Source organism: Pseudomonas sp. GXZC (genome assembly GCF_026967615.1).
Taxonomy (GTDB): Bacteria; Pseudomonadota; Gammaproteobacteria; order Pseudomonadales; family Pseudomonadaceae; genus Aquipseudomonas; species Aquipseudomonas azotoformans_A.
Map to the genome: position 1 here is coordinate 2,353,630 of NZ_CP114115.1, position 12,625 is coordinate 2,366,254.

Consider the following 12,625-nt stretch of genomic DNA (forward strand, 5'->3'; position numbering starts at 1 on the left):
TAGCAGGAGACACAATGAGTACGCAGCCTTTGACCCATGGAACGGTTCCCCAGCGCCTGGCGCACACCCGTGAACTGATGAGCCGCGAGGGCATTCACGCCTTGCTGGTGCCGTCGGCCGACCCGCACTTGTCCGAGTACCTGCCGGGTTACTGGCAGGGGCGGCAATGGTTGTCGGGGTTTCATGGTTCGGTGGGGACGCTGATTGTCACGGCGGATTTCGCCGGCGTGTGGGCCGATAGCCGTTACTGGGAACAAGCGACCAAGGAACTAAAGGGCAGCGGCATCGAATTGGTGAAACTGCAGCCAGGCCAACCCGGACCGCTGGAGTGGCTGGCCGAGCAGACGCCGGAAGGTGGCGTTGTCGCGGTGGACGGTGCGGTTATGGCCGTGGCCTCGGCGCGGACCCTGGGCGGCAAGTTGGCGGAGCGCGGTGCACAACTGCGTACTGATATCGACCTGTTGGATGAAGTCTGGCAAGACCGTCCGACACTGCCAAACCAGCCGATCTATCAGCACCTGCCGCCTCAGGCCACCGTCAGCCGGGGTGAGAAACTCGCCTCGCTGCGCGCTGCCCTGAAGGAGAAGGGCGCCGACTGGCACTTCATCGCGACCCTGGACGACATCGCCTGGCTGTTCAACCTGCGCGGCGGTGATGTCTCGTTCAACCCGGTGTTTGTGTCCTTTGCGCTGATCAATCAAGAGCAGGCCACGTTGTTCGTGGCGCTGAGCAAAGTCGATGCCGCGTTGCGGGCGGTGCTGGAACAGGATGGCGTGACGCTGCGCGACTACAGCGAAGTGGCGGATGCCTTGCGTACGGTGCCGGCGGGCGCCAGTGTGCAGGTCGACCCGGCGCGCGTTACCGCGGGCTTGCTGGAAAACCTTGATGCCGGCGTCAAGCTGGTCGAAGGACTCAACCCGACCACCTTGGCCAAGTCGCGCAAGAGCCTGGCCGACGCGGAACACATCCGCCAGGCCATGGAGCAGGACGGCGCGGCATTGTGCGAATTCTTCGCCTGGCTGGACAGTGCGCTGGGGCGCGAACGTATCACCGAACTGACCATCGACGAACACCTGACCGCTGCGCGCACCCGTCGCCCCGGTTATGTGTCGCTGAGTTTCAACACCATCGCGGCGTATAACGCCAATGGTGCGATGCCGCACTACCACGCCACTGAAGAAGAGCACGCAGTGATTGAAGGCGATGGCCTGCTGCTGATCGATTCGGGCGGCCAGTACCTCGGCGGCACCACGGATATCACGCGGATGGTGCCAATCGGTACGCCGAGCGAGGAACAGAAACGCGACTGCACCCGTGTGCTCAAGGGCGTGATTGCCTTGTCCCGTGCGCATTTCCCGAAAGGCATCCTGTCACCGCTGCTGGACGCCATTGCTCGCGCGCCGATCTGGGCTGAGGGCGTGGACTACGGCCACGGTACCGGGCACGGCGTAGGCTATTTCCTCAATGTGCATGAAGGTCCTCAAGTGATTGCCTATCAGGCGGCCACTGCGCCGCAAACGGCGATGCAGCCGGGGATGATCACTTCCATCGAGCCGGGCACTTACCGTCCGGGACGCTGGGGCGTGCGTATCGAGAACCTGGTGCTGAACCGCGAAGCCGGCAAGACTGAGTTCGGCGAGTTCCTCAAGTTTGAAACCCTGACTTTGTGCCCGATCGACACGCGCTGCCTGGAACCGTCGCTGCTCACGGTAGACGAGCGTGAGTGGTTCAACGCTTACCATGCCGAGGTGCGTGAGCGTCTGAGTCCGTTGCTCGACGGTGCCGCACTTGACTGGTTGCAGGTGCGCACTGCAGCTATTTGATCGCCTGCAATTCGGGGGCCTGGGCCAGGGCGTCGGCCATATAGTCGACGAATGCCTTGACCCGGGCCGATTGCCGACGGTTGGGCGCCGACACCGCATGGATCGGCAGTGATTGCGGGGTGTAGTCCTGCAATAACGCGATCACGCGGCCAGCTTTCAGATCATCATGGAACAACCACAGGGGCGACAGCGCAATGCCTAGCCCCGTCAACACCATCTCCCGCACCGCCTCTGAGTTGTTGCTCTGGGCGTTGCCGGCGATGCGCACGCTGTGTCGCGTGCCATTCTTTTCGTAAACCCACTGGTTCTGGCTGCTGAGCAGGTTGAACAGCAAGCAGTTGTGCTGGCTGAGATCCTGCGGAGTTTTCGGTGCGGGATGGTTGGCCAGGTAAGCCGGGCTGGCCAGGGTGACGCGGTGGGTGGTGCCGATCTGCCTGGCGATCAAGCCGCTGTCGCGCAGTTCACCGATTCTCAGGGTCACGTCCAGGCCTTCGCTGACCATGTCCTGCAGGTGATCGTTGAGTTGCAGGTCTATTTGTACGTCAGGGTATTTCTGCAGGAAATCGCTCAAACGTGAAGCAATCTGAAGGCGCCCGAAACTCACCGATGAGCCCACGCGCAGGGAGCCGGCGATCGCCTCTTTGCCGGTCTGGAAGCTGTGTTCGGCAGCATCCACAGCGGCGAGGATTTCGCGACAGTGGCTGTAGTAGCGCTGACCTTCGTCGGTCAGGGACAGTTGGCGCGTACTGCGGGCAATCAGCTTGCCGCCCAGTTCGGTTTCCAGGGCGCGCAGGACTTTGCTGATGGTGGGTTGGGTAGTCTGCATTTCCCGGGCGACGGCGGAGAAGCTGCCGCGTTCGATCACGCGAACGAAAATCGCCATTGCGTTGAGTTTGTCCATGGGGGTTTCCAATTCATTCTTCTTGCGCATAAGCACTATAGTCTTTTGGTGTCTTATCGGCATGAATTGGCTGGCGGATCATTGACTTCATTCTTCGATGACGCGAGACCGCCAACATGACTGATATGCACGCTTTGATTGTGGATGCCGTGGATGCACCGTTCCGGCTGACGACAATTCCTAAACCGGCAGCCGGCGCTGGCCAAGTGTTGGTCAAAATCAGCGCCAGTGGCCTTAATCCATTGGACGGGAAAATCCGCGCCGGTCAGGCTGCCCACGCCCGGCAGCCATTACCGGCAGTACTCGGCATGGACCTGGCAGGCACCGTGGAAGCCGTCGGCCCAGACGTCGGTGATTGGCACGTAGGCGATAAGGTTTATGGGTTGGCGACCGGCATCGGTGGCGCACAGGGCTCGTTGGCCGAATACGCGGCCGTCGATGCCCGTTTGCTGGCGAAGAAGCCCGAGGCCTTGAGCATGCGTGAAGCGGCGGTGTTGCCGCTGGTGCTGATCACCGCGTGGGAAGGCTTGGTGGACCGGGCGCATGTAGGCTCCGGGCACAAAGTGCTGATCCAAGGCGGCGCGGGTGGTGTAGGGCATGTCGCAGTGCAACTGGCGATTGCCCACGGAGCGCAGGTATACGCCACGGGATCCGCCAAGCATCGTGCGGTGATCGAGGCGCTGGGCGCGACGTTTATCGACTATCAGCAGCTGACGGTTGAGGAGTACGTCGCGCAGTACACCGCGGGCGAAGGCTTCGACATTGTGTATGACACCGTCGGCGGCGAAACGCTGGATGCATCCTTTCGAGCCGCCAAGAGCTATCACGGTCATGTAGTGAGTTGCCTGGGCTGGGGACAACACAGCCTGGCACCGCTGTCGTTTCGTGGGGCAACCTACTCGGGCGTATTTACCTTATTGCCGTTGCTGACCGGCAAGGGGCGTGAGCATCACGGGCAGATTCTTGCCGAGGCGGCGCGGTTGATCGATGCCGGCAAACTCAAGCCGACCATGGATGGGCGTTCATTCGATTTGCACAGTGCGAACGCCGCCTACGATCTGCTCGCAAGCGGCGCGCAAGGGCGCTTGGCGATCGAGATCTAACTCAGGGCTTCGCGCACAAAGTCCAGACGGTCCTGACCAAAGAACAGCTGGTTGCCTACAAACAGGCTGGGCGCACCGAACACGCCACGTTGAACGGCTTGTTCGGTGTTGTCCTTGAGGGCGGTCTTTACCGCTTCGTCGTTGGCCAGGGTCAGCACCGCTTCGGGACTAAAACCGTGTTCGGTCAGCACGGCAGCAACAACAGTGGGGTCTCCCAAATGACGGCCATCTACCCAGAGGGCGCGGAACAGGCAATCCACAAAGTCATCGAAGCGCTCGGGTTGGCGCAATTGAATGCCGGTGACGGCCCGCATCAACAGCAGGGTATTGATGGGAAAGTGCGGGTTGAACGTGAGCGGTACGTTGTAGCGACGTGCATAGCGCGCCAGGTCATCGAACATGTAGCGACCTTTGGCGGGCACGTTGATGGGAGAGGCGTTGCCCGTGGCCTTGAACACGCCGCCCAACAGCATGGGCTTATAAATCAGCTGCGTACCGGTTGAGGCGCACAGTGCGGGGAGCTGGGTGTAGGCCAGATAGGTGGCGGGGCTGCCGAGGTCAAAGAAGAATTCCAGGGTTTTACTCATGGTCGATGCTCGCTGCTTATTATTGTGGGGGCGTGCTTACCAGGGTTCATTCCAGGGGCGCAGGTCCAGTTCGAACGTCCAGGCGTCGCGTGGCTGGCTGTGCAGGTACCAATAGTTATCGGCGATATGCTCGGGGTTGAGGATGCCGTCCTGGTCCTTGAGCGCGTATTTCTGCGGGAAATTGTCGCGAATGAAGTCGGTGTCGATGGCGCCGTCGACCACCACATGGGCGACGTGGATGTTTCTGGGCCCGAGTTCCCTGGCCATGCTTTGCGCGAGCGCCCGGATACCGTGTTTGGCGCCGGCGAAGGCGGCAAACCCGGCAGCGCCGCGCAATCCTGCGGTAGCACCCGTGAACAAAATGGTGCCTCGGTTGCGCGTGACCATGCGTATAGCGACTTCGCGGGCATTCAGGAAGCCGGAGAAGCAAGCCATCTCCCAGATCTTGAAATACTTGCGCGCGGTTTCTTCCAGGATGCTGCACGGCACGTTGGCGCCGATGTTGAACACGAAGGCTTCAATCGGACCCAGCTCGGTTTCGATCTGCTCGATCAGCGCAATGACGTCTTCTTCTTTACGTGCATCGCAGGCAAAGCCATGGGCTTCACCGCCTGCCGCGTGGATGCTGTCTACCAGCGGCTGCAATTTATCGGCGCTGCGGCGGGTGACACACGCCACGTAGCCTTCGCGGGCAAAGCGCTTGGCAATGGCGCCGCCCGTTGCATCACCGGCACCCACTACCAATACGATTTTCTTGTTGTGCGTCATGGGAACTCCCTTGGCTCAATGGTCGAGCAGGAGTCTAGTCGCAGCGCCGCAAAGGGCTGGTTTTATCGCTGGAATTTAATGAGAGCAGTCAGGGGATGACTGCTCGAGCGATTACTTGCAGATGACGATCATGCTTCGACTGGTGTAGCCGGCAGGGTTGAGGCCGAAGGGGTAGTCCCCAGGTTCCTCGGAATTGTCACCGGACTTTGCGATAACCCGATAGCCCTTGGCGCCGCAAGAGTTCGTTGCACTGGTGTAGCACTGGTCCCAAGAAGAAGACAGGCCGGAACAGTTGATATGCAGCCCTTTTTTTCCACGTTTCACTTCTGTTTTGGTGGTCGCGGCACAACCGGCAATCGCCATGACCATTAACAGTATCAAAATTCGCTTCATTCCTATCCTTAATAGCCGCCTCGCAATGCTAGAGGCTGGCTCTACTCGCTCTCGGGTGTAGCGTTCGCGCTGTCCTTGTCGAAATTCTCCATGAATGACATTCGTTTACGGCTTAAACATGGCCTAAATGAGCGCCAAATGCCAGAGCTACATTCAAACAGCCTTCAATCCGCTGGAACCAGCGGCTTTGACTCGCTGCGCATTGTCACGGTAGCGCCTACGGAGGCCAGGATGATGCACGTGATTGCCAGCCACTGCGCGAGTGACAGGTGTTCGTGCAGGAACAGCAGGCCGGAGAGTGCGCCGAAAGCCGGTTCTATGCTCATGAGCGTGCCGAAGGTGCGGGCGGGGAGGCGTGTCAGTGCGACCATTTCCAGGGTGTAGGGCAGGGCGGTGGACAGAATGGCGACACCGATGGCGACCGGGATCAGGGCAGGCGTCAGCAATGCGCTGCCTGCGTGGACGATGCCGATAGGGGCAACAAACAAGGCGGCGATCATTACGCCGAGGGCGGCGGTCTGCACGCCGTTGTCATTACCGGCTTTCTGGCCATACAGAATGTAGAGCGCCCAGCAGACCCCGGCACCCAAGGCGTAGCCCGCACCCAGTAGATCGATACCGCTGCTCGCTTCGCCCATTGGGATAAGTAGGAGCAAGCCGATGATTGCCAGGGCGATCCACAGGAAGTCGACCGCGCGCCGAGAGGCATAGATAGCCACGGCAAGCGGACCGGTGAACTCCAGGGCCACCGCAATCCCCAGAGGTACGCTGCGCAAGGACATATAGAAGAGGAAGTTCATGCCGCCTAGGGCCATCCCATAAACGATGACGGTGCGCAGGGATTTGGCCGTCAACTTGGCACGCCATGGACGTAATAGAAGCAGCATGATCACGCTGGCAAAAATCAGGCGCAGTGCCGTGGTGCCTTGTGCGCCGACGATAGGAAACATGCTCTTGGCCAGCGAGGCGCCGGACTGGATGGAGGCCATGGCAATCAGCAGCAAGCCGACTGGGAACAATGTCGAGGCCAGGCTGCGGGAGGAGGTGGTCATTTGGGGGTGTTCGTCCGAAGTCATATTAAGAGAAGCGTGGGCGCTATGATGCTTAACTGTTTAAGGTTGAGCAATATATTGCTCAATTATCCTTGGTAATGGCTTATAACGGACGAATCTCGAGGTTTTCAGCTTCTTTGATAGAAAAACCAAATCAAGGGTTGACGGCAGATTTCATGCGTCTATAATTCGCCCCACTTCCGGCGCAGTCGAAACGGAAAACTCCTTGGTAAACAATGAGTTATGTAGGTTTCGGCAGTAGGTTGCTTCAGTTCATCGAAGCCAAAAGGAAGTTGAAAAAGAGGTGTTGACAGCAGCGTGTAACGCTGTAGAATTCGCCTCCCGCTGACGAGAGATCTGAAGCGCAAGTGGTTGAAGTTGTTGAAGAAACCTTCGAAAGCTTCTGAAAATAATCACTTGACAGCAAATGAGGCTGCTGTAGAATGCGCGCCTCGGTTGAGACGAAAGATCTTAACCACCCGCTCTTTAACAACTGAATCAAGCAATTCGTGTGGGTGCTTGTGGAGTCAGACTGATAGTCAACAAGATTATCAGCATCACAAGTTACTCCGCGAGAAATCAAAGATGTAACCAACGATTGCTGAGCCAAGTTTAGGGTTTCTTAAAAACCCAAAGATGTTTGAACTGAAGAGTTTGATCATGGCTCAGATTGAACGCTGGCGGCAGGCCTAACACATGCAAGTCGAGCGGTAGAGAGAAGCTTGCTTCTCTTGAGAGCGGCGGACGGGTGAGTAATGCCTAGGAATCTGCCTGGTAGTGGGGGATAACGTTCGGAAACGGACGCTAATACCGCATACGTCCTACGGGAGAAAGCAGGGGACCTTCGGGCCTTGCGCTATCAGATGAGCCTAGGTCGGATTAGCTAGTTGGTGAGGTAATGGCTCACCAAGGCGACGATCCGTAACTGGTCTGAGAGGATGATCAGTCACACTGGAACTGAGACACGGTCCAGACTCCTACGGGAGGCAGCAGTGGGGAATATTGGACAATGGGCGAAAGCCTGATCCAGCCATGCCGCGTGTGTGAAGAAGGTCTTCGGATTGTAAAGCACTTTAAGTTGGGAGGAAGGGTTGTAGATTAATACTCTGCAATTTTGACGTTACCGACAGAATAAGCACCGGCTAACTCTGTGCCAGCAGCCGCGGTAATACAGAGGGTGCAAGCGTTAATCGGAATTACTGGGCGTAAAGCGCGCGTAGGTGGTTTGTTAAGTTGGATGTGAAATCCCCGGGCTCAACCTGGGAACTGCATTCAAAACTGACTGACTAGAGTATGGTAGAGGGTGGTGGAATTTCCTGTGTAGCGGTGAAATGCGTAGATATAGGAAGGAACACCAGTGGCGAAGGCGACCACCTGGACTAATACTGACACTGAGGTGCGAAAGCGTGGGGAGCAAACAGGATTAGATACCCTGGTAGTCCACGCCGTAAACGATGTCAACTAGCCGTTGGAAGCCTTGAGCTTTTAGTGGCGCAGCTAACGCATTAAGTTGACCGCCTGGGGAGTACCGCAAGGTTAAAACTCAAATGAATTGACGGGGGCCCGCACAAGCGGTGGAGCATGTGGTTTAATTCGAAGCAACGCGAAGAACCTTACCAGGCCTTGACATCCAATGAACTTTCTAGAGATAGATTGGTGCCTTCGGGAACATTGAGACAGGTGCTGCATGGCTGTCGTCAGCTCGTGTCGTGAGATGTTGGGTTAAGTCCCGTAACGAGCGCAACCCTTGTCCTTAGTTACCAGCACGTCATGGTGGGCACTCTAAGGAGACTGCCGGTGACAAACCGGAGGAAGGTGGGGATGACGTCAAGTCATCATGGCCCTTACGGCCTGGGCTACACACGTGCTACAATGGTCGGTACAGAGGGTTGCCAAGCCGCGAGGTGGAGCTAATCCCATAAAACCGATCGTAGTCCGGATCGCAGTCTGCAACTCGACTGCGTGAAGTCGGAATCGCTAGTAATCGCGAATCAGAATGTCGCGGTGAATACGTTCCCGGGCCTTGTACACACCGCCCGTCACACCATGGGAGTGGGTTGCACCAGAAGTAGCTAGTCTAACCTTCGGGAGGACGGTTACCACGGTGTGATTCATGACTGGGGTGAAGTCGTAACAAGGTAGCCGTAGGGGAACCTGCGGCTGGATCACCTCCTTAATCGACGACATCAGCTGCTCCATAAGTTCCCACACGAATTGCTTGATTCATTGAAGAAGACGATAAGAAGCAGCCCGAAATTGGGTCTGTAGCTCAGTTGGTTAGAGCGCACCCCTGATAAGGGTGAGGTCGGCAGTTCGAATCTGCCCAGACCCACCAATTTTGTGTGGGAAACGCCTGTAGAAATACGGGGCCATAGCTCAGCTGGGAGAGCGCCTGCCTTGCACGCAGGAGGTCAACGGTTCGATCCCGTTTGGCTCCACCACTACTGCTTCTAGAAGTTGAAAGCTTAGAAATGAGCATTCCATCAGGTTGATGGTGAATGTTGATTTCTAGTCTTTGATTAGATCGTTCTTTAAAAATTTGGGTATGTGATAGAAAGATAGACTGAACGTTACTTTCACTGGTAACGGATCAGGCTAAGGTAAAATTTGTGAGTTACTCAGTTTTGAGTATTATCGAATTTTCGGCGAATGTTGTCTTCACAGTATAACCAGATTGCTTGGGGTTATATGGTCAAGTGAAGAAGCGCATACGGTGGATGCCTTGGCAGTCAGAGGCGATGAAAGACGTGGTAGCCTGCGAAAAGCTTCGGGGAGTCGGCAAACAGACTTTGATCCGGAGATGTCTGAATGGGGGAACCCAGCCATCATAAGATGGTTATCTTACGCTGAATACATAGGCGTAAGAGGCGAACCAGGGGAACTGAAACATCTAAGTACCCTGAGGAAAAGAAATCAACCGAGATTCCCTTAGTAGTGGCGAGCGAACGGGGACTAGCCCTTAAGTGGCTTTGAGATTAGCGGAACGCTCTGGAAAGTGCGGCCATAGTGGGTGATAGCCCTGTACGCGAAAATCTCTTAGTCATGAAATCGAGTAGGACGGAGCACGAGAAACTTTGTCTGAATATGGGGGGACCATCCTCCAAGGCTAAATACTACTGACTGACCGATAGTGAACTAGTACCGTGAGGGAAAGGCGAAAAGAACCCCGGAGAGGGGAGTGAAATAGATCCTGAAACCGTATGCGTACAAGCAGTGGGAGCCCACTTTGTTGGGTGACTGCGTACCTTTTGTATAATGGGTCAGCGACTTATTTTCAGTGGCGAGCTTAACCGAATAGGGGAGGCGTAGCGAAAGCGAGTCTTAATAGGGCGTCTAGTCGCTGGGAATAGACCCGAAACCGGGCGATCTATCCATGGGCAGGTTGAAGGTTGGGTAACACTAACTGGAGGACCGAACCGACTACCGTTGAAAAGTTAGCGGATGACCTGTGGATCGGAGTGAAAGGCTAATCAAGCTCGGAGATAGCTGGTTCTCCTCGAAAGCTATTTAGGTAGCGCCTCATGTATCACTGTAGGGGGTAGAGCACTGTTTCGGCTAGGGGGTCATCCCGACTTACCAAACCGATGCAAACTCCGAATACCTACAAGTGCCGAGCATGGGAGACACACGGCGGGTGCTAACGTCCGTCGTGAAAAGGGAAACAACCCAGACCGTCAGCTAAGGTCCCAAAGTTATGGTTAAGTGGGAAACGATGTGGGAAGGCTTAGACAGCTAGGAGGTTGGCTTAGAAGCAGCCACCCTTTAAAGAAAGCGTAATAGCTCACTAGTCGAGTCGGCCTGCGCGGAAGATGTAACGGGGCTCAAACCATACACCGAAGCTACGGGTATCACGTAAGTGATGCGGTAGAGGAGCGTTCTGTAAGCCTGTGAAGGTGAGTTGAGAAGCTTGCTGGAGGTATCAGAAGTGCGAATGCTGACATGAGTAACGACAATGGGTGTGAAAAACACCCACGCCGAAAGACCAAGGTTTCCTGCGCAACGTTAATCGACGCAGGGTTAGTCGGTCCCTAAGGCGAGGCTGAAAAGCGTAGTCGATGGAAAACAGGTTAATATTCCTGTACTTCTGGTTATTGCGATGGAGGGACGGAGAAGGCTAGGCCAGCTTGGCGTTGGTTGTCCAAGTTTAAGGTGGTAGGCTGGAATCTTAGGTAAATCCGGGATTCTAAGGCCGAGAGCTGATGACGAGTTATCTTTTAGATAACGAAGTGGTTGATGCCATGCTTCCAAGAAAAGCTTCTAAGCTTCAGGTAACCAGGAACCGTACCCCAAACCGACACAGGTGGTTGGGTAGAGAATACCAAGGCGCTTGAGAGAACTCGGGTGAAGGAACTAGGCAAAATGGCACCGTAACTTCGGGAGAAGGTGCGCCGGTGAGGGTGAAGGACTTGCTCCGTAAGCTCATGCCGGTCGAAGATACCAGGCCGCTGCGACTGTTTATTAAAAACACAGCACTCTGCAAACACGAAAGTGGACGTATAGGGTGTGACGCCTGCCCGGTGCCGGAAGGTTAATTGATGGGGTTAGCTAACGCGAAGCTCTTGATCGAAGCCCCGGTAAACGGCGGCCGTAACTATAACGGTCCTAAGGTAGCGAAATTCCTTGTCGGGTAAGTTCCGACCTGCACGAATGGCGTAACGATGGCGGCGCTGTCTCCACCCGAGACTCAGTGAAATTGAAATCGCTGTGAAGATGCAGTGTATCCGCGGCTAGACGGAAAGACCCCGTGAACCTTTACTATAGCTTTGCACTGGACTTTGAATTTGCTTGTGTAGGATAGGTGGGAGGCTTTGAAGCGTGGACGCCAGTCTGCGTGGAGCCAACCTTGAAATACCACCCTGGCAACTTTGAGGTTCTAACTCAGGTCCGTTATCCGGATCGAGGACAGTGTATGGTGGGTAGTTTGACTGGGGCGGTCTCCTCCTAAAGAGTAACGGAGGAGTACGAAGGTGCGCTCAGACCGGTCGGAAATCGGTCGTAGAGTATAAAGGCAAAAGCGCGCTTGACTGCGAGACAGACACGTCGAGCAGGTACGAAAGTAGGTCTTAGTGATCCGGTGGTTCTGTATGGAAGGGCCATCGCTCAACGGATAAAAGGTACTCCGGGGATAACAGGCTGATACCGCCCAAGAGTTCATATCGACGGCGGTGTTTGGCACCTCGATGTCGGCTCATCACATCCTGGGGCTGAAGCCGGTCCCAAGGGTATGGCTGTTCGCCATTTAAAGTGGTACGCGAGCTGGGTTTAGAACGTCGTGAGACAGTTCGGTCCCTATCTGCCGTGGACGTTTGAGATTTGAGAGGGGCTGCTCCTAGTACGAGAGGACCGGAGTGGACGAACCTCTGGTGTTCCGGTTGTCACGCCAGTGGCATTGCCGGGTAGCTATGTTCGGAATAGATAACCGCTGAAAGCATCTAAGCGGGAAACTAGCCTCAAGATGAGATCTCACTGGAACCTTGAGTTCCCTGAAGGGCCGTCGAAGACTACGACGTTGATAGGTTGGGTGTGTAAGCGCTGTGAGGCGTTGAGCTAACCAATACTAATTGCCCGTGAGGCTTGACCATATAACACCCAAGCAATTTGACTACTCGAAAGAGCATCAGATTGCGGTGTGTGAAGACGATAGAACCGAAAGTTCGATGCTCACAAAACACCGAAAGCTATCACATACCCAATTTGCTGAAGCGAGGCACCTGCCACGACTCAGTACCCGAATTTCTTGACGACCATAGAGCATTGGAACCACCTGATCCCATCCCGAACTCAGCAGTGAAACGATGCATCGCCGATGGTAGTATGGGGTTTCCCCATGTGAGAGTAGGTCATCGTCAAGATTAAATTCCGAAACCCCATTTGCGAAAGCAGATGGGGTTTTGTTTTGGGCGGTCGAAAATCCAGTCACCACACATCAACCTCATAACACCAAACGTCCTCAGCGCAATTCCTCTCAAAAAGGGCTCATTAGCATGCCGTTCGGGAA

The 12,625-nt window shown here is 55.8% G+C and carries 7 protein-coding genes, 2 tRNA genes and 3 rRNA genes; 7 read left to right on the forward strand and 5 right to left on the reverse strand.

Going from position 1 to position 12,625, the window contains the following annotated elements:
- Positions 1–14 precede the first annotated feature (14 nt).
- Entirely contained in the window at positions 15–1,823 is a 1,809-nt protein-coding gene (locus OZ428_RS11310) for an aminopeptidase P family protein (RefSeq protein WP_269133395.1), read from the forward strand.
- Here the strand turns inward: OZ428_RS11310 and OZ428_RS11315 are convergent.
- Positions 1,816–2,724 (reverse strand): LysR family transcriptional regulator, encoded by a 909-nt coding sequence (locus OZ428_RS11315; protein WP_269133396.1) that lies wholly within the window; start codon positions 2,722–2,724, stop codon positions 1,816–1,818. The genes OZ428_RS11310 and OZ428_RS11315 overlap by 8 nt on opposite strands.
- A 116-nt stretch (positions 2,725–2,840) precedes the next feature.
- Here OZ428_RS11315 and OZ428_RS11320 point away from each other — a divergent pair, with 116 nt between their 5' ends.
- Complete coding sequence (locus tag OZ428_RS11320) at positions 2,841–3,827, forward strand: zinc-dependent alcohol dehydrogenase family protein (protein ID WP_269133397.1); 987 nt, start codon at positions 2,841–2,843, stop codon at positions 3,825–3,827.
- Here OZ428_RS11320 and OZ428_RS11325 read toward each other — a convergent pair.
- The 4 genes from OZ428_RS11325 to rhtA all read right to left on the reverse strand — a co-directional run bounded on the left by OZ428_RS11325 (position 3,824) and on the right by rhtA (position 6,627).
- The gene (locus OZ428_RS11325) at positions 3,824–4,414 is read right to left on the reverse strand and encodes a 2-hydroxychromene-2-carboxylate isomerase (protein ID WP_269133398.1); all 591 of its coding nucleotides are present in this window, start codon (positions 4,412–4,414) and stop codon (positions 3,824–3,826) included. The two genes, OZ428_RS11320 and OZ428_RS11325, sit on opposite strands and share 4 nt — an antisense overlap.
- Positions 4,415–4,450: 36 nt before the next feature.
- Positions 4,451–5,182, reverse strand: coding sequence for an SDR family oxidoreductase (locus OZ428_RS11330; RefSeq protein WP_269133399.1), 732 nt, complete (start codon positions 5,180–5,182; stop codon positions 4,451–4,453).
- A 111-nt stretch (positions 5,183–5,293) separates the two neighbouring features.
- A complete protein-coding gene (locus OZ428_RS11335) occupies positions 5,294–5,575 on the reverse strand; it encodes a hypothetical protein (protein WP_016980214.1) in 282 nt (93 codons plus the stop codon).
- Positions 5,576–5,739: 164 nt separating this feature from the next.
- Entirely contained in the window at positions 5,740–6,627 is an 888-nt protein-coding gene (gene rhtA / locus OZ428_RS11340) for a threonine/homoserine exporter RhtA (RefSeq protein WP_269133400.1), read from the reverse strand.
- 642 nt (positions 6,628–7,269) lie between these two features.
- Between rhtA and OZ428_RS11345 the strand changes: the two genes are divergently transcribed.
- The 5 genes from OZ428_RS11345 to rrf all read left to right on the forward strand — a co-directional run bounded on the left by OZ428_RS11345 (position 7,270) and on the right by rrf (position 12,479).
- Positions 7,270–8,803: ribosomal RNA gene (locus OZ428_RS11345) — 16S ribosomal RNA — on the forward strand.
- Between the two features lie 82 nt (positions 8,804–8,885).
- Positions 8,886–8,962 (forward strand) — tRNA-Ile (locus OZ428_RS11350).
- 30 nt (positions 8,963–8,992) lie between these two features.
- A tRNA-Ala gene (locus OZ428_RS11355) sits at positions 8,993–9,068 on the forward strand.
- Between the two features lie 249 nt (positions 9,069–9,317).
- Positions 9,318–12,209: ribosomal RNA gene (locus tag OZ428_RS11360) — 23S ribosomal RNA — on the forward strand.
- 154 nt (positions 12,210–12,363) lie between these two features.
- Positions 12,364–12,479: ribosomal RNA gene (gene rrf, locus OZ428_RS11365) — 5S ribosomal RNA — on the forward strand.
- The 16S, 23S and 5S rRNA genes sit together here with 2 tRNA genes alongside, the layout of an rRNA operon.
- The last annotated feature ends 146 nt before the right edge of the window (positions 12,480–12,625 follow it).